Source organism: Janthinobacterium sp. Bl 1, from assembly GCF_058215535.1.
Genome location: NZ_CM177086.1, coordinates 587146 through 605492, shown reverse-complemented (window position 1 = coordinate 605492; position 18347 = coordinate 587146). Strand labels below are relative to the sequence as shown.

Sequence of the window (18347 nt, the reverse complement as noted above, 5' to 3'; positions counted from 1 at the left end):
CTTCAGGTCACGAGGGAAACCTGACTTGCGCACGCCGGCTTGCGCTTTACATTAAATCTTTCACTGACACTTGGAGTTCTAAATGGAAAACATCTCAATCGCAATCGATGGCGGCCACTCAATGTTCAAAATACGCGCAGCCTCGCTGGCATCGCCAGACGCGCGTCATTCGTTTCAGATTCCCACTGTCGTAATCCCCGCGATCACGCTGACGAACGAGCAGACGCGACAAAAAGCTGAGCTCGAAACTGTCGAGGTGGATGGGCGCAGATACTTCTTCGGCGATACTGCGTTGCGGCAAGGCCGTTCCGAAGTGTACACAGGACAAAACGCGGATTGGATCGAGAGTCCCCAGCACGATGCACTGGTGCTGGGAGCATGGCGCAAGGCCATGCAGGCGTTCGGCAATCCTTCGGCAAGGGTGCATCTGGTGATGGGCTTACCGGCCAAGTTCGTCGGGTCGCAGCGCGACACGCTGCGCGACCGCATCGTAGCTTTGCTGACCCCACGCCTCCTGCCCGGCCAGACACTCAGGGTGATGGTGCAGAGCCAGGCGGATGCACCGCTGCAGTGGCTCTCGATCCAGAATAACGGTTGCCTCCACCCACAGCGAGATCTCGACAGCGAGGCCTGGGGCGTCATCGAAATCGGCCACTACACCACCGACTTCGCGCTGTGCGATCGCGGTTCCATGATGGAGTACGCGGCCATATCGTGCGCAGGCATGCATTTGGTCTACGACGGCATGTCCAGCGCGCTGGCACAGGCCAAGCTGCCAACGTCACTGGACGTGGTAGATGCGGCAGTGCGCAACGGAAGCATCAAACACTTCGGGCAGCGGGTCGACGTCTCTCCCTTGCTCAATCAGGCGAAAGCAGGCTTCGAAGCCGTCGTCATGGATGAAGCCAACCGCGTATTTGGCCAAAAAGCAGCCGTATTGGACGGCATCATCATTGGTGGTGGAGGTGCTGAAATGCTTCTTGATGGACTCAAACAACGATATCCCAATGCTGTCACCAGCGACGAACCGCGGATGATGGTCGCGGAAGGCTTCTGCCGCCTCGGCCTGTTGTCACTGCTGCAGTCCTGATCCTGGGATCTGCCATGTCGACACCAATGGATAAGCCGCCGAAAATCGGTACCGAGATCACCGTTCGCATCAGCCTGACTTTTCAGGAGGCTCCGGACGTCCACACGCTGCTGGCGATGACGCCGGTACGCGAACGAGGCAAGCTCGTACGCCTGGCCTTGGAGCGATACATTGCCGAGATCGGTCACCCAGCAGGTGACGTCGAACAGCAGATCCATGCCATCTCGACATGGCTGAGATCCCGAAGTGGGCGGGAAGAAGCGACGGTGGTTGCTGCACGCAGTTCCGAAGCGGCGGGCCTGGTCGATGCTGGGAGTACAACCCAAGTTCGCGAAACTGCAAAGCCTGTGCCAGCACTAAGGGAACTGGCTCAGAAAGAGACACCAAGTGCACCCTCACCCATTGCGAGATGGCTTCAAACCTAGGCGGACAATCGGATGATCGATTGAATCCGCAGGCTAAATCGGCTCAGAAAGGAAATTCTGAAGGCACCCCGAAATAGGCATCGGCGAACGGATTTGGACCGCTGGAGGCAGAAACGCGAGAAAATGCTTTTCTGTTACGGTCACAAAATTACACTGCAAGCTCCATCCAAGTTAAAAGGAGCATTTAATGAACCACAAACAAGCTGATCATAACGCTAACCAGCATAACCCGAATAACATCGCGCACAAGCAGGTGAATGACAATCGTTCGAATCAAGGAAATTCCACAAGCCCGGTGCATGACAAAGGCAGAGCCATTCAGCAACCAGTCGTGAAACGCAAATAAAATAGAAGGCAATATCTTGGGGCGCGCAGCATCAATTTGCGGGCCCGCTTCCAAAATGGAGTGTGCAATGGCAAGAAAAAAGGCTAATGACGGAGTTTTGGCAACGATCGAGCGACTGACAGGCAAAGTGCCTTGCCCTATGTATTTACGGAGTGCGCTGAACAAGTATTTGTACCAGGAACAGCTATTTGAAGGCGCAACTGCGGGGAATACACATGGTCGCCGTAAAAAGCTGGGACAGCTACGTGGCCCAGATACTGACAACCTCGTGCGTAACCTGCTGGACCTCGATGCGCTCTTCAGCGGTGAGACAACCACGGTGATAGACGTCGTCACTGGTGCAATAGATGCGAATATCTTGAACGAACGGCTGAATGATGTCGAGCAAAGCATGCAGCAACGCCTCGATATCTACCGCTACTGGCTGGATCGTATCTCGTCAGCGCGCTCCGTTCTTGCTGACCCTCATTTGAATTTAAAGGTAGACAGGCTGGATGAGAGGTTGTTGGCCGCCAGGAATACTGAGATACCGACTATTGCTCCCTTTGCGCTGCATGCACTGCAAGTGCAGGAGGCAAGTGAAGCGAAGGCGCGGACAGGCTTGCCAAGCGCAGCTGAGTTTATATCAAGGGCGGATGCTTATCTCGCGCTGGACGACTTGGCGAATGCGGATAGAAATGCCTGCTCAGCTATCGAGCAAGACGCAGCTTGCGCACGAGGCTGGTTTATCCGCGTTGCGATCGCGCTCCGACGCCGTCAATCGGCAATGCGAACATTCCATCGGAAGAGGATGGAGGCGCAGGAATTTGCGGAACCACTCTCGGGGCATGAACGATGGGCAAATGAACAAGCCGACGAGTCAGCTAACGATGCCTGGGAGCACCAACAGTCTCTGGATGCGATACTGCCGCAAGCCATTTTGCATTGGCCCCAAAATGCAGGGCGACGTGAATACGGCGATTTATGGAAGCAGGTTCGCAACGTATTCGTCGGAAGAATGTTCGCGATTGCCGTGCACAGTGTCCAACGAGCAGGCTCACGGGAGCAGTGGGCGCATCTGAACGGCCTGGAGCTAGAATGGGAACTCGAGCACCGAAAGCAGCCATATGCGTCGAGCAGCGGATTGACTGGAAGCTCATCATTCACCGCAGAGGAAACGCGAGCCATCACTAAACTGCTGGCTGTCTACGATGATAAGCCTCAGCAGTTTTTTGACATCATTGAGGGTAGCAGAATCTCCACTGACTTCCAGCTTTACCACCTGCGCTTCGCGCTACGCATGGAAGGTTGCGACGCGCACTGGGCCATGCTGCAGGCCGCAGTTGCGACAAGCCCGCTTGCCTCGCAGGCCGATAACCTGATGCGGGATCCTACTGTAGCGAAACTATGGCAGGCGCATTACTGCCGCCACAGTCAGCCAGCTGCTCTGGTGCAGTCTTACGCGAAATGGCTAAAGGAAACCCAAGCTCAAAGCAACGGACACCTTCGTCACTCTGTCCTGCAGCAATATGCCTACCTATTTCACCATCAATTCGTGCGGCGGCAATTCGGCCTATGCGGGGAGGTGGCCGCTGAGGCACTCACACTTTTTGCAGGAGCTACGGCGCTGACCGGCTGGTTCGGGTGGCAGCCGCATCCCTACGACGATTCCATCAGCATGCCGCTCCATCAATGCCGTTACTGGGAGTATCTTGCAGCAGTCGCGGCCGTCGAGCAACGCAGGAAGAGCGAGCCCCTGTCAGCAAAAGCGCAAGCGATCCTCGATGACGAAAGCCGCTGGAGAGAGGCCTTTTCAGAACAAGCTAAATGCTTTTGGACGGCATCAATGGAGTACGAGGATGGCTGTGGCGAAGACTGGCCCGAGCCGCCTTATGGAATCGACCTGCGCGAGCAGGATAGCTGGGCGAAGTAGGGACGATTTGTGGCCAAGAGGAAGGGAGGGGATATCGGCTTTCAGCTGCTAAGTATTTGCCGAACCAGCTACGTGCCAGCATGCATACCGTCCGTACCTATCGTGACGCGTTAACGATGCTGTTCAAGTTCATTGCGAGTTATCGTGGCCGAGCAATCGCCTCCTTACAGTTGGGCGACATCGATGCCGATGCAGTCCTGCACCGGGTTCATGACGGAGCTGGCTTTACGCTTACCAAAATCTATACAAAATACTTTTTAATATCTATACAGAATCTAGCTATAATTCTCAAATGAATAGAGACAGCAGCCATCTCCTTCTTCAGAATAGTGTTTTAATTTTAAGAAGGAGGGCTTATGTTTCAACGTCGACGCTTAGATTGCGGGATCTCGGTACCCTTGAGCAAATTGTACGTTGGTATGTCGATACACCTTAAAGGAACCGACTTTGGTTGCGTGTGGATTATCGTTCACATTGCCCCTATCGACTCCAAAGGGGTGATCTGGCTGACAGTACGCACACCTAAAAACGGTGTTGTATCTCGAGCCAACGCTACGCGAGCCCGCTACACACGGGCGCAGCAGCCGGGTTTTCGCAGCTTTTAATATCTGAATGGACAGGTTATGTCGGACAAGGCCAAACCACCAACAAACTCCAGCATTCTCGCTGCACGTGCTGTAGAACAGAAGATGTTGGACAATAAAAGCAGGTTAGCCAAATCGGAACGTGTCATCCTGGCGCGAAACCTCGATGGTTTACTCCAAGAGGCGAAAGCGTCAGGAGTACTGAAAGGGGCGGTAGTTCTGAAGGCTGGCATAGCTTGTGGCTCCGATGCGGCTGCCGCAAATGCGCTGAGCAGGTATTGCCTCAGGATAGGACATAAGCGCGCTGAGTCACCCAAGTTGTCTGCAGACCCCAAAAAATACTTAAAGTTAGCATTGGCCGCAGCAACTTTGACGGGAAAGCCGAGGCATGAGGCAATCTTAAAGCTCGCCGAGGGTTCCAATGTTTTTGGTCGGCAAGAGAAAATCGACGAGGCGCAATTTTTGCCGGCTGAAGTTGTTTGGCAGTTGTTGCGTCTCAAGCTCGTGGAGCTCATTAGCCGCCATGATCTGATGACATATTTCCGCGAAGTCGACGAAGTAAGAGGTAGATACAAGGAGGATCTGTATCTCGTTCATAAAAGTGGCTGGCACCAAGACAGTTACAGCGGCCAGTCGACTTCAAGTTGGCCTTTTGTTTACCTCGGGATCATTGTTCGACGCAGTTTTTCTGCCCGTCTAAAGATTGATGACGTCGAGAAAGAGGTAAGTGGTACGGTACAGATAGTGGAAGGTGTAAGACTTGTACTAGGTTGGGAAAACGGCTCTATATTAGCCTATCTCGAATTCTTTCCTGGCCTTGCGGTCCAGACTTTTGAACATGGTGATCACGCTCATATGTTCGATTTCCATTGGTTTGATTTTCATAGCAAGACTAACACTTACACTACAGGTCGCTTAAAGAATTTGCAGTTTAGTTTGGAAAACAACGAGAGCTTCAATAGGCCCATAGAAAGTACTGACTGGCCCTGTAGATTAAGAGAACATTCGCGATTTGAATTTCTGGATCCGCAGTCCCTTGCTAGTACTTTTTTAGAATGTAAGCTGCTCAACATGCCAGATCAAGTGCTAAATCAGTATGCAGATACTTCTGCTGTCGTATCACGCCCAGATTCACCGTTGGCACTTATCGAGGCTCAGCTACTGGAACGCAAACCCACTTACTATCGACAAACAGCATCATTCTTAGACAAGCTTGAAGAGGACATCATTTTATTAAGCACGAGCTTTCGTGCATGGCGTCAAGACCAGCTTGAGAAAGCTCGGAACGACCATTTTTTGGCAGTGGCTGACGTCGAGCAAAAATTGAATGGCCTGCGTGCTGTGCAATCTAGGGCTAAAAACCAATGAATATCCGTAGCTTGAGTGAACAATTACATCCATAGTCAGAATTTTTGAGGATAAATGCTGTTCCAAAATTCGATCACGAATGGTGGTGATAACCCGGCTGCCAGACGGCACTGGGACGACGCTTACACAGCAAGGACCTCAATGGGCACCTCTCCAACCAAATTACGCCTGCTACGCTGGCGCGAGCGTCCGAACACGTAGCGACGATGGTAAGCTAGGTAGCACGCCTGATCAGTGTCAAACAGACCGACATTGGCATTTTGAGGTGCCACGCATGTAGGATCTGGCGGTCCAGCGAAGGTGCAACCATTATTTGGCCGTCGTCAGTGAAGCTGATGCGACCGGTGTCGAAAAGATGATCGACATGCGGCGCGAGCATAAGGCCATTCGCACTGTCGAGATGCTCTCCATCCACGCATGCCGCCCAAGGCTTAATGTGGCTTGCAACAAGACAGGAAGGAGCGGCAATGCCAGTCATGCGACACACCGGTTCGCGCGCTAGAACAGAGGTCCGAAAAATCCCTTGTCCGACCCGTGCATTAATGATTTGAGCACGCGTCGTGCGCCCATATATTGAGTTAATCTGAATCCTGGAAAGTGCAATCGCTTCGCTGATGTCGGGATCGGCCCGGTGCATGCCATGCAATTCTCTGAGCATGTCTAATACGTAGGTGTGCAGCCGTGTACCCGCATTGCATTGCTGCAAACCATGACCGCCAACACGAGTTAATTTGGCCACGTCATGATAATCACGAGTAACGGAGGTATCCCACTCCACCGCAACAGAGCGCACCCGTTCAGTAGGATTAGGATAAAGCTGGGTTCCGCCTACGGTATCGGTCAGGTCTTTCGGTTCTCCGACCCAACCGATGGCAACGAAACCAACACGATCTTCGTAAGCGAATACAGGATCTCCGGGCCGCATGTCTATCAAAGCCTTGTTATATTGGCTAGGGATGCTTGGCTTAGGTGTCACGAATAACCTCCCAGCCATAAGCCAATGCGCGAATGCGGAGTTGTCGCTTGGCGTACGTTGAACCTTATAAAAACTTCCCATATCGGTATTGGCAAACCAAAACCGTTCCGGGGCTACCAATTGTTCTTGCACGTACAGGGGAGTCATAAGCACTCGCTGCTGGATAGCTGGCGTCCGCTAATGAAGAGCTGGTTAGTCATCACTTGGCCTGCGTTTAGAAGTGGGAATTTTATTTCAATATAGTGCAAGAGAGACCTAGCTATATACTGAGGCACATCGCTTCAGGCTCGGGAACCAGCTGAGCGTTCCTCGCGAGGCGTTTCGAGTGTCATCTCGGCTGCTGCCATTAGGCCGGCAAACTTGCAAATGCCCTTTCGCCCTTGACCAGCCGTTGTTTACTGGCCGTCCTCTCGCCGCGATGGTCTCGACGGTCCCGTGCAGATTCAAGCTCTGCCGTTGTCATCCCGGTCCCATCGTCTGAGATGACGATGGGCGCATCGGACATCGGCGCTGGAAGCGAGATGTGGACGTTCTCGGCGTCCGCATCCCAAACGTTGTCGACGAGTTCCTTGAACGCCTTCTCCGTTGACGGATATTCCTGGCTCAGCAGGCGCACCAACCTTGAGTCGACTTGAAAGCGTGCTGTCTTTGCTGCCATAGTCTTGCCCCTCAATTACTCGTTGCCCGGAACCCGTAGCGATACACTTTTCCAGAGGATAGCCGGTGAAGAATAATACCCAACCGCTCAAGTCCGCTGAAGCTTTCGCCTGTCGTGCGGATCTCCCTCAGTGAACTCCTCACGAACATCATTCGCATCCTGCGTGGACAGCATCGACCACCGCGTTGCCTCATCTTTGCTTGTGGTGTCAAAGCCGTATGGCACGGAAATTCCCATCAGGTTCGAGACGAGGTAGCGATCATGGAACTCGTCCCAAACGAACACGCTTATGCTCAGCTTATTCAGGGCGGCATTGGCGGCAATGACTTGATGGAAGCTTTGCTTCCAGTCGCTGGCCGTCCGCATCGGTTCTCGAGGCGCAGGCTTTATTTGCCGATGTAACTCAACCTCAGCATCTGGGTTGATCGCAGCAATTGTTTCGAGCAGGGTCACGAAATCTTTGTAGTTCGGTGCCGCCAGGTCAAGATAAGGATCGATGAACATCAGTGAACGGCTGTACTTGATCAGAGGTCGCAAGACCTCAATGTAAGCATCAATGTCCCGCTTTACCTTTATCGAGCAACCACCACCTGAGAATGGCAAGCAATACGGTATCTTTGAGATGCCAGCTGGCAAGTTTTTGTGATCTGCCGCATTCAACGATGCACAAAATTCGTCTGTCCCGAAAAACTGGGTAATTTTCGGCTCCGCGCCATGGGACGCCACCGCCTCGGCCAACCATTCTTTCTCAGCCGCAGGCGAACCTGCCATTCGGGCTGGCGCATGCACGACTCTCCCGTTTGACTTGAGTTTTTTCAGCACCTCGCGTGACCTAGGATGCAGACCGTCCTCGCGGCCATCCAAGACACCCCACCACATACCACCCGAAAGATTGCGGATCACGCCAAAGCGTTCGATGCCCTTCAATAGCGACGTCAGCGCGAGATGTCCATGGGTTTCTGCGGGAATGAACTCGCCCAGATCGGTCTTGACGTCGAAGGCAGACGCCAAAAAGATATCGGGGCTTACGGCGAACTCATGCAGCATGGTCAGAGGGTCTCCCGCAGTGATTCTTCAAACAAGCCCTTTGGCCAGGGTTTCACAAATTCACCTCGGTGGTTGATGCGCATTTGCATGACCGCAACGCCTTTTCCTTCGTTTTGAATCAGGTATACGGCAATGTCGTCCCTGCTAGCCGGCGGCACACCCTCCGGCAGTTCGCCATCATGGGTTTGGCGTATGCGCTTCATCATTCGAAGGAGCAATGCCTCGCTGTGCGTCTCGATCAAGAAGTTGCGGCCGAACTTGGCTGCTGATTGCAAATACAGGTCTCCAAGGCCGACTTGTACGCGAGGATGAATATGCAACTCTGGCTGCTCGATCAGCAGCAAGGTTCTGTACGAATCTACAGAGGCAGTGACTACGGGAATCAATTGCGAGAGCCCGACCCCTACGTCGTGCGGCGTCACCCTCACATGATTTTTACTGTCGACGAGCCATACCCGGTGCGTGATCGGGAGCGCATCGACCGAAGCCCAATTCAGATCGATCATGTTACTAGCACCCGCGCGTACCGCCTCCAGGTAATGCAGCGGCACTTCCCTAAACTCCTCCCGCTCCAGGCTATATCCCGTTCCCAGCCGATCAGAATCGTAGAGCCACGTGCTCACTTCAGCGAGTTGCGCTGGCGAACACTCGTGAAGGCGCGACCAAGCAGCCAGTCCCCCATACCAATCCGCCTCGTTCGCGACGTTATCGAGATTCAGGCGCCGCTCGGGTATTGCTCTCAACGGACCAACCGCTCTAGAATCGATAAGAAGGTCGCGCAGTACCTCAAGAGGACCAACGATGAGTTCAGTCAAAACGCCAGAAGTGAATTCGACGAGATCAATCTTTTCCGCATCGTCCTCGAATTCGTCGCCAGGGAGTGAATCGAACACGGAAGATGAAACGACTTTCCCCCAGCGCGGCAGGCCGTTGCGAAAGCCAGTCACCGGATACTTCAGCAGATCACGATGCTTAGAATGGAATTCGTACTCATCGTTTAAGTCCCGCTTTCTCTCCTCGCGACGTGACTCGATTTCCTCCAGGCTAGCGCCTGCAAGCTCAGCGTCAAGATCATCGTCGTCCTCGGTCCTCGGGATCAACTTGCGTAGTTCCAAATCCTCAACCGGCGCCGCCTTGTCATCCTCATCGCTTTTTGCGGCGGACTCGAGCAGGGGGTGGCGAACGTTGATGTATGCAAGCCTCTTCTTTCCCGCAGCTGCCTGCACGGCGTCTGGCATCACCAAAGCAACATCGGCCCCGTTCAGTGAAACGAGGTAATAGTCAAGCTTGGGCGAATGATCTTGGTCGTCTGCGCTTAACCCAAACTCGACATAGGCGTCCTGGACCTTGTCGCTGATGGAAATCGAAGACGTTGCCCCATACTCAGGCAAGTCAATGCTGCTGAGATTCAAGCTGTATCCCAACACCATACGGCTCCCGACAGCATGCTTGTAGAGCAAATTCAGGAATCCGCCCAAATCGATGTCATCTGTCGCATACGGCGATCCGGTAGGATCCAAATCGTAGTCCTCCAACAGTCCACGTATGAAGTGCATGGAATGCAGAACCGAACTCTTGCCGGCACTGTTGACACCGTAGAGTAAAGTGACTGGTTTTATAGGGATCTCTATTGGCCCCTTAATGCCCTTGAAGTTCTGAATTTTCAAACCGCTCAGCATAGTTCCTCCACCTTTTCGCCGATGTAGCCAAAGAATTTTTCGCTAAGTGCTGCATTAATAGCGTCTGCCTCACGACCGAAGGCATGGTGTTTTTTCAAGCGCTTCTGCACGGCATCGACAATGCCGGCGTACTTGTCTTGCAGGTCGATCGGTGGCAACAGCAATGGGATATCTTGCATCTCCTGAGCGTTGATGTTCGCCATCCCGACAATACTCTTTGCTCGCGCTTCTAGGGTTCGCTTCCCGTGCTTGGAATTCAGGTATCCGGAAACATAGTGCGAGTTGCCGTGCTCGTTCATACGTACGCGAACCAAGTAGCCTGCAATTGCCATGGGCTCGTCTCGCATGTAGACGGCAGTCTTGCCGACCAACTCCTTGCTGTTGGTCCGATTGAACAATAGGTCGCCTTTCTGTGCCAGATACTTGTGGGCAGACGCCTCATCAAGATCTACATACTTAAGCGACGAAAAATCCCAGCCGCCCTTGTAAGTAATGTTGTTCATCCGAAGGATAGGGAACTGCCCTATTTGTTCACTCGCCTTCTCAGAAGTCCCATAGTTCGCTGAACTTACCAAATCACGAATCGTGCCCTTATCGAACGACTTCGGGTTTGTCTCCGGGTCGCCAAACATGTCGATGAATACTGCCCGAAGGAACTCGTCGGCGAGGCGGATGGCATCCTGGCGTTTGCGGCGCAGACTGTCGGCCTTGTCGAGGATGGCAGCGATGCGTCGCTGGTCTTTCTTCGGCGGCAAAACCACCTTGATTTTTGCCACCTCGGCTGGTCTTGCGCGCAGGAGTGACCCACCGATGCCGGAGACAGTTTGCATAAACTGCCGATGGAACCTGTCAGCAGTCAGTAAGTGCCGGAGATAGCCGGGCTCAAAGCGTGAATCGCGAAACACGATCCATTCACCCGAGGCGATCAATCGGTGGTTGGTCGTCGGTTTAACGACCCAGGCCCGTCGAATGTGGGGAACGATCTTTGATAGCAATACATCGCCTTCTTGCACGACTTGCTTAGTTGAGCGAATTTCAGCACCGACTGTGATTTGCGGCAGTCCTGAATCGAAGGCTGGAATGCTGAGCAGCTCAAAAACTTCGCTAGGAAACTTCGCTGGATCAACGGAGCCGTTTCGCTTCGCGATGACCTCATCAAGCCCGATGATTTGAAGCCCGCCGGTCATCCCAGCAACTCCTCAAGCTCGATAAGTTCGTTCTGAATTTCCTTCTCAAGTGCCTTCATTTGCGCAAGAACTTCGTGCGGATCTATGTTCTTGTCAGCAATGTGCGTCTGTTGGCGATATCGGTTGATTGACATATCATAGCTCTGTGCACGAATGTCATCAGCTGCAACCTCAAACGCCTTCGCCGTCCGATCACTGAAATCGCCATGACCTTCGCACCACTGCATGTACTTGGCCTGCACATCCGGCATGTCTCCCTTGCCGTCGCCAATCTTGGTTCGCTTGTCATCCAGAGTGAAACCATCGGACTGCAAGTCGTAAAAGAAGACGTTCTCAGTCTTGCCGCCCTTGGCAAAGATGATGATGGCCGTAGACACGCCGGCGTATGGCTTGAACACGCCGGATGGCAGCGAAATCACGGCCTCGAGCTGGTTGTTCTCGATCAGGTGCTGGCGCAGTTGCACATGGGCCTTGCTAGAACCAAAAAGTACGCCATCTGGCACGATGGTAGCGCTACGGCCACCCACTTTAAGCATGCGCAGAATCAAACCAATGAAGAGCAGCTCTGTCTTCTTGGTCTTGACAGTGCGCAGGATGTCCGGAGCGACGTCTTGCTCGTCCAGGCTCCCCTTGAACGGTGGGTTGGCCAGGATGAGGTCGAATGCGTTCTTAGAGCCCTTGGGGTGGCGCTCTTCAAAGCTTTGGCTCAACGTGTCCTGGTAATGCACATCAGGCTGCTTCACGCCATGCATAACCATGTTCATGGTGGCAATGCGCAACATGGTTGCGTCGAAGTCGTAGGCATGGAACATGTCGGTGTCGACATGCATGCGGTGCTCGCCGAGAAGATCGCCGCTGTAGCTAATGTGTTCCTCGCCGTCAATCACTTCCTTATGCGTGCCGGCTACGCTGCTGTGGTGGCGCAAGAGGTAGTCGTAAGACTCGATCAAGAAGCCGGCAGTACCGCAGGACGGGTCGCAGACGCGATCGGTAGGCTGCGGCTGCATCAGCTCCACGATCATTCGGATGATGTGGCGCGGTGTGCGGAACTGGCCGTTGATGCCGGCAGTGGTGAGCTTGCTGAGCAGGTACTCGTAGAGGTCGCCTTTAGTGTCGCCTTTTTCTAGCGGCAGTTCGTGCACGGCGTTGACGGCCTTCACCAGCAGCGATTCCTTTTGAATCATCAGCTGGGCATCTTTCATGAAGGCGGCGAAGTGACTAGCATCACCACTGCTGCGCTCAGCCAAGCGGCGGAAGTGGGGGAACACACGGTCACGTACATGCGGCAGCATTTCGGGGCCACCGTAGTGGCGCCAGGTTTCCCAGCGGCAGTCTTGATCTGCATCGCCGAACAAACTGGGTTCTCGTTTGCCAGTAACGGCGGCGCGCTTCTCTTGGGTGCGCTCCTGCATGTCCAGCAGGCGGCTGTACATCAGGAAGGTGATCTGCTCGATGACGGTGAGCGGGTTGGTGATGCCGCCGGTCCAGAAATCGGTCCAGAGGCTGTCGATGCGGCTTCGTAGTGCGCCAGTGATCATATACGTGCTTTCTTCAAGTTTGTTGTGGTGTTAGTGCGCAGCAAGGGGGTGAAGCGGCTCGCCGAAGGCGCGTACCAGACGCACCACTTCATCAAGCTGCATGGGGTTGGGGAAGACGCCACCTAAGCCTTCGGCGTGGACCGTGTTGAACGGTGCGTCGAATAACTGCCCGACTGCAATGGCGCCGAACTGGCGGATGTGGTCCTTCAGCAGGGCGAGAAAGCGCAGCTGTTGACTGTTGAGTGCATGGGCTTGTGCGAAGGCCGAGAACTGTACATCCACGGCCGCGTGATCCAGGCCGACGATGCCGCGCAGTATTTGCGTCAGCTGCACGGCAGTGTCAGGGTAAAACTCACGCAGGGTGGAAAGATCGACATCGGGGTTGCGGGTGTGCAACAGGCTGTTGAGCTTGTCCAGTTCTTCAGGCGTGATGCGCTCGCCACGGCGCAGCTTGAACAAGACCGGATCAGTTTCGAACAGCGGCTCTAGAGCGGACTGTACGGCTTTACGGTAGATGCTGAAGTCGACCGACTTGATCTTGCTCGGCCGTACATGAATTTGGTATTCTGCTTCGTCCTCGCGAATGTCCAAATGAGGTTTGGGCATGGGGGGGGGGAACGCGGGGCGATCGGCTAGCGCCATCACGTCGCGCAAGGCGGTACGCATAGCATCAAGCTGGGCAAAGCTGGGGGCTTGCCAGAAGGCGTCGGTGCGCAGGGCTTGCAGCTCTTTGGCCTTGGCGCGGACCGGGTTGAGATGCGGGGGCAGGCGGCCAACCCATTCCAGGATAGCTTCTCGGTGAGCATTGGGCTGGCCGGGTTCTGCGATGGCAGAGGCTTCGGCCTTTACGAACAACAGGTCCCAGCGCAGTGCATCACCCTGGCCACGCACATCCAGAGCGCCCATAAGTGGCGCGACGGTGTCGGTCAGCACTTGGCGTGTGATAGGGGCGAACTGGTGGACCAACTTGGCATCGCGCGCCTGGTTCACGGCTTGCCAGTTCTCGCGCACTGAGATGCCGCCATCAGGCAGCGCGACGGCGTCTTGCTGGATCTGCAGCGCTAGGACATCAAAGGCTGGGATATCGGAGCGCGCCAGCGCCAGGGCCGCGAGCTCGATGCGGGCCTCGTAGCGGCGCTGCGTTAGTGGCTTTGGAACCGTGGGTTCGACCTCTTCGGCGTTCAGGTCGTGGAAGGCGAAATTATCCCAGTGGTCGAAGATCAGGAACTCGCTTTTGTCTACGCCATGACCGAAAAGATCTTTGCATAAACGCGTGCCGCGGCCGATCATCTGCCAGAACTTCACCTTGCTCTTGACTGGCTTGGCAAAAACAAGGTTGACCACCTCGGGTACGTCGATGCCGGTGTCCAACATGTCCACCGAGACGGCAACGCGCAACTCGCCGTTGGGTTCCTTGAACTGGTCGATCAACTCTTCAGCGCGCAGCTCTTTGGAGTGAATCACGCGGCAGAACTTGCCGGCGAACTGCGGGTACATTTCATTAAAGAGCTCGGCCAGCAGGCGGGCATGGTCAATATTACGCGCGAAGACGATGGTCTTACCAGGGAGCTGGCCATCAACATCGCGAATGCCATTATCCATCAGATTGCGAAGGATGACGCGATTGGTGTCTTTGTTGAAAACGGCGTCATCAATCTCCTTGGCGTCGAAGTCCAGGGTATTGGGATCGATGCCTTGGTCTTCCAATTGCGCAATCTGCTCATTCGTCAGGTGCGCTGCCTTGATGCCATCGCGCAGGAATTTGGTTGTGTGGGCGACCACACGGAAGGGCACGAGCTTACGATCGGCAATGGCTTGCTCCAGCGGGTAGTTGGCTGTAGGCAGCTTGTAGTCGCACCCAAAAAGCTGGCAGGTACTACGGCTAACCATCTCCACAGGCGTGGCGGTCAGTCCGACCTGAAGGGCGTCAAAATATTTGAAAAGGTCACCGTAGAGGTTGTAGATCGAACGATGCGATTCATCGGCAATGACAAGATCGAAAAAGCCGACGTCGAAGGACTCGTAGTCGTTGATCAGCCCTTGGTAAATGCCGATATAGATGCGCGCATCCATCTTACCCACATCGTTGGCCTGGCCGATGACGTAGATCGGCTCACGAATGAAGTCATTGAAGGCATTTTTGGCCTGCTTGCGCAGTTCCTTACGATCGCAAAGAAAAAGCACGCGTTTTACCCAGCGCGCGTCAATCAACAGCTTGGCCAGCGAGATGGCGACGCGTGTCTTACCAGTGCCCGTAGCTTGCACGACCAGGGCGCGACGGTGGCGCTGTGTGAATCGCTCGGCGACACGGGTGATGCTTTCAGTCTGGTGCAGGTAGCCAGCGATGTTGGCATCGGGCCTGACGTCCTTCAACAAATCGAGCTTCTCGCGCCGCTGGAAGGCGACGCGGTATTGCAGCGTGTCTTTGGAATAGAAGCCATAGACCGTGCGGGGAGGATAGCCGCCAGCATCGTCCCAGACCCAGATATCGTGCCCATTGGTGAAGAAAATCATCGGCCGCTGGCCATGATGCTTCTCCAAGGCATCGGCGTACTGCTTGGCCTGCTCCTGTCCAGCGCGAGCATCGACTAATGTCTTCTTGGCCTCGACAACAGCCAGAGGTTTGCCATTGTCATCCCACAGGACATAATCGCAGTAACCTTTGCCCGTCGTGGTAGATTGATGCAGAACCTCAACTTCTTGGCCAACTAAATGATTGCTGGCGGTGCCCTTGGGTACATCCCACCCAGCCATGCGCAGGTCGCGGTCGATCAGCCACTTGCGGGTATTGTCTTCTGTGAAGCGAAGCTGGTTGGCTGTAGCCGCCGAGGATTTGGCAACTCGTACTAAAGCCTGAGCCGATGAAGGCGTAAACGCGGCTACAGCAGGTGCTGTTGCCCGGTCGGCAGCCCTTAGTTCGGCGAGTTCTTGCAGCGCAATTTTAAGGCGTTCCTCCTTGAGACTATTCTCTTCAGCTAAAGCCTTGGCCTTGCGTTTGAATTCTGCCTTGCTGTCGATGCCTTCAGCCGGAGGATGCTTGAACGCCTCAAAGTCATCAACCTTGCCGTTGAGGAATGTCACGTGCAACCAGCGGGCGAGTTGCCAAGCCTCTTGGACGCAGCGAAGTGCATCGGAAGTCTCGACGTCTTCTCCATGGGCACCGCGATTGCCTAGACGCCGTAACAGGTGCAACTTGTCGAGCACGAGAGGTTGAGCAACAGTTTGAAAACTGGCATTGTGCAGTAAGTCCACGAAGTTGGACTGCGGCACTCGTTCGAGCTTCAACTTGATGTATAGGCAATCAACTAGGCGCTCAGCAAAATTTCGGAGCTTGACCAGCGCACTTTCGGGGTCTGAGTGCGCATAGTGCTCCGCATAGCCACCCATATTAGCAAGCTCGGGATACAAGGCCCGCAAGGGCTCGAAGTTCAGCGACTTAATATTTTGCATCGACACCTGGTCAACTTTCGTGGCATTCATGCCTACTATTGTACGAAAGCCTTGCCAGCCCCCCCCTCTTTGTGTGGATCTTGTATTAGAGGCCTACATAATAAGAGATTTTTCGTCTTGGCAAGAATATTTATGACCAAATGGTCAGTCTCTCACTTGCTGACAGCACAACGCATTTAGGCTTTTGAGTGGTTCAGAGCGCCAGAATATTGCTGCAAGCCATGCTCGCTTCGTTGATCTTCCCTAAGAACGCCTAACAAAACATCGCCAGAGAAACAAACGGCCCCGAAGCTGGTCAAACTCACCTGACATCGTTTTTGGGAGCCTATCACATGGCCAAAGCACTTCTTCCTGATGACCTGTGGGCGCTGATCCAGCCTTTACTGCCAGTACATCAGCCTTCCCCAAAGGGAGGACGCCCTCGCATTGACGACCGCGCCGCCTTGACCGGTATCCTGTTCGTCCTCAAGACAGGCTTGCCCTGGGAATATCTTCCTCGTGAATTGGGCTGTGGCAGCGGCATGAGTTGCTGGCGGCGCCTGCATGCATGGCAACAGGCTGGTGTGTGGCAACGCATCCACGAAGCCATGCTGCACCACTTGCGGGAATACGATCAGATTCAATGGGAACGCGCCAGTGTCGACTCGGCCAGCGTGCCATCCCCCCCTCGGCGGACAGCATACCGGCCCCAATCCCACCGACCGCGGCAAGCTCGGATGCAAGCACCATCTGCTCGTCGACCAACGCGGACTGCCTCTGGTAGCGAGCATATCGGGGGCTCAGGTACATGATTCCCGGATGCTGATCCCGCTGCTCGAAACTGTCCCATCCGTATCCGGGCTAGCGGGCCGGCCACGCAAACGTCCGGCCAAACTGCACGCCGACAAGGCATATGCTTCGCGTGCCCATCGGGCCTGGTTGCGCAGCCGTGGCATCGCTCCACGTATAGCCCGCTACGGCATCGAGTCGCGCGAACGCCTGGGTAAATGGCGCTGGGTGGTCGAACGTACACTCGGTTGGCTCCACCGTTTCCGCCGGTTGCGTATCCGCTACGAGCGCCGAGCCGATATCCACTAAGCATTCCTCTCGCTTGCCTGCATACTCATCTGCTGGCGATATATTGAGAGGTTTTGTTAGGTGTTCTAAATCACTACCTGGTCAGGATGGAGGTGCCGGGCGATTTACTAAGAAAATCGCATAGCGGCCGTTCTGAGACGCCGATTTTTTCTAGAATTTTCTTCACGTTTTTACACAGCTTGGGCCAGAAGCGGACGTTTGCATATGTGTGACAATGTTTGAGTTTTCCATCTGGAAAAATTTGGTATGGTTAAGCGCTATTAGATAGCGGCTGCCGCTCCCAACCAAGCGTGGGGTCCTTTTTGAATTCTTAGAGTTCTCGAGAGTTACCGTGCAAATGATTCGAGTAAATTCCAGTGCAATTATTGCAATTTGTTAGGACGGGCAAACATCTCGGATGCGAATTCAATTTCAGCAAGGACACAGTTACGATTTTTGCAGAGTACCTCCGAATGTACATACTGCGTTTATGGCTGCCTATTCCAAGGGTAGCTACTACAACTTGCATATCAAAGACCGCTACCAATGCTAACTTGAATTTGACACAAAAATTCTACTGGTCAGTGGTTGGCCAGAAACCGCCACTCATCGAAAAAGAAAATCGTATGGCACAGTTACCTGAATTTGTAGTCAATGCTCGTGAAGAGGCAAATGCTGCGGCAGATGCTCATCATGATGCATTGGAGAAATTGCAGGCCATTGGCGAACCGTCTTACGAGGATGTCGAGAAATGAATAGCAGTGCGGAAGAAGTTTTCTTCTGCCGAAGAACGGTTCGAAAATTTATTGTGGCAGGCCCTTGGTCTCAAGGCCGCTCTCGGCCAAAACCGGAAGTTCATGAGTGACAGCCTTTGGGCAAGCTATCTACTCAACATACAACTATAAAGCCACCGATGCCGCAATATCTCCGAACGAGCAGTGTCCGTCTTATCGAGGCCAGCCAAGAGGCGCTGCATCTAGCGTTTGTGGGGCTAGGATTGCCTGCGCGCCAGGAGCTCCGTGTTGGTGCTG

Annotated in this window: 16 protein-coding genes; 8 read left to right on the top strand and 8 right to left on the bottom strand. The window is 54.2% G+C overall.

The window, feature by feature from the left end; translation table 11 throughout:
- Positions 1-82 precede the first annotated feature (82 nt).
- On the top strand, positions 83-1090 hold the full coding sequence (locus AC4BCN_RS02720; protein ID WP_338680450.1) for a ParM/StbA family protein: 1008 nt from the start codon (positions 83-85) through the stop codon (positions 1088-1090).
- 14 nt (positions 1091-1104) lie between these two features.
- On the top strand, positions 1105-1515 hold the full coding sequence (locus AC4BCN_RS02715) for a hypothetical protein (protein ID WP_338680449.1): 411 nt from the start codon (positions 1105-1107) through the stop codon (positions 1513-1515).
- Positions 1516-1699: 184 nt separating this feature from the next.
- On the opposite strand, the gene AC4BCN_RS02710 is transcribed toward AC4BCN_RS02715, so the two are convergent.
- A complete protein-coding gene (locus tag AC4BCN_RS02710) occupies positions 1700-2026 on the bottom strand; it encodes a hypothetical protein (protein ID WP_338680448.1) in 327 nt (108 codons plus the stop codon).
- Positions 2027-2129: 103 nt separating this feature from the next.
- On the opposite strand from AC4BCN_RS02710, the gene AC4BCN_RS02705 reads away from it, so the two are divergent.
- The 3 genes from AC4BCN_RS02705 (at position 2130) to AC4BCN_RS02695 (ending at position 5725) form a co-directional block, all read left to right on the top strand.
- A complete protein-coding gene (locus AC4BCN_RS02705) occupies positions 2130-3773 on the top strand; it encodes a hypothetical protein (RefSeq protein WP_338680447.1) in 1644 nt (547 codons plus the stop codon).
- Between the two features lie 56 nt (positions 3774-3829).
- Positions 3830-4069: a hypothetical protein gene (locus tag AC4BCN_RS02700; protein WP_425324019.1), complete on the top strand. Its 240-nt coding sequence runs from the start codon at positions 3830-3832 to the stop codon at positions 4067-4069.
- A gap of 327 nt (positions 4070-4396) precedes the next feature.
- Positions 4397-5725 (top strand): hypothetical protein, encoded by a 1329-nt coding sequence (locus AC4BCN_RS02695; protein WP_338680446.1) that lies wholly within the window; start codon positions 4397-4399, stop codon positions 5723-5725.
- Positions 5726-5939: 214 nt separating this feature from the next.
- On the opposite strand, the gene AC4BCN_RS02690 is transcribed toward AC4BCN_RS02695, so the two are convergent.
- The 7 genes from AC4BCN_RS02690 to AC4BCN_RS02660 form a co-directional block, all read right to left on the bottom strand.
- The gene (locus AC4BCN_RS02690; protein WP_338680445.1) at positions 5940-6848 is read right to left on the bottom strand and encodes an HNH endonuclease; all 909 of its coding nucleotides are present in this window, start codon (positions 6846-6848) and stop codon (positions 5940-5942) included.
- 199 nt (positions 6849-7047) lie between these two features.
- Complete coding sequence (locus AC4BCN_RS02685; protein WP_338680444.1) at positions 7048-7359, bottom strand: ATP-binding protein; 312 nt, start codon at positions 7357-7359, stop codon at positions 7048-7050.
- An 87-nt stretch (positions 7360-7446) separates the two neighbouring features.
- Positions 7447-8406: a hypothetical protein gene (locus AC4BCN_RS02680; protein ID WP_338680443.1), complete on the bottom strand. Its 960-nt coding sequence runs from the start codon at positions 8404-8406 to the stop codon at positions 7447-7449.
- 2 nt (positions 8407-8408) lie between these two features.
- Positions 8409-10085, bottom strand: a complete 1677-nt coding sequence (locus tag AC4BCN_RS02675) for an AAA family ATPase (protein ID WP_338680442.1) — start codon at positions 10083-10085, stop codon at positions 8409-8411.
- A complete protein-coding gene (locus tag AC4BCN_RS02670) occupies positions 10079-11272 on the bottom strand; it encodes a restriction endonuclease subunit S (RefSeq protein ID WP_338680441.1) in 1194 nt (397 codons plus the stop codon). The genes AC4BCN_RS02675 and AC4BCN_RS02670 overlap by 7 nt, the downstream gene beginning before the upstream one ends.
- On the bottom strand, positions 11269-12810 hold the full coding sequence (locus AC4BCN_RS02665) for a type I restriction-modification system subunit M (protein WP_338680440.1): 1542 nt from the start codon (positions 12808-12810) through the stop codon (positions 11269-11271). Before AC4BCN_RS02665 ends, AC4BCN_RS02670 begins: the two co-directional genes overlap by 4 nt.
- Before the next feature lie 30 nt (positions 12811-12840).
- Positions 12841-16290 carry a DEAD/DEAH box helicase family protein gene (locus AC4BCN_RS02660; RefSeq protein WP_338680439.1) on the bottom strand — a complete coding sequence of 1150 codons (3450 nt, stop codon included), beginning with the start codon at positions 16288-16290 and terminating at the stop codon, positions 12841-12843.
- Between the two features lie 302 nt (positions 16291-16592).
- Between AC4BCN_RS02660 and AC4BCN_RS02655 the strand changes: the two genes are divergently transcribed.
- The 3 genes from AC4BCN_RS02655 (at position 16593) to AC4BCN_RS02645 (ending at position 18071) form a co-directional block, all read left to right on the top strand.
- A protein-coding gene (locus AC4BCN_RS02655; protein WP_338680438.1) for an IS5 family transposase occupies positions 16593-17337 on the top strand; the annotation gives its coding sequence in 2 pieces (ribosomal slippage) (positions 16593-16922 and positions 16924-17337; 744 coding nt in all).
- Between the two features lie 397 nt (positions 17338-17734).
- A complete protein-coding gene (locus tag AC4BCN_RS02650; RefSeq protein ID WP_425324018.1) occupies positions 17735-17869 on the top strand; it encodes a KTSC domain-containing protein in 135 nt (44 codons plus the stop codon).
- A gap of 1 nt (position 17870) precedes the next feature.
- The gene (locus AC4BCN_RS02645; RefSeq protein WP_338680436.1) at positions 17871-18071 is read left to right on the top strand and encodes a hypothetical protein; all 201 of its coding nucleotides are present in this window, start codon (positions 17871-17873) and stop codon (positions 18069-18071) included.
- The last annotated feature ends 276 nt before the right edge of the window (positions 18072-18347 follow it).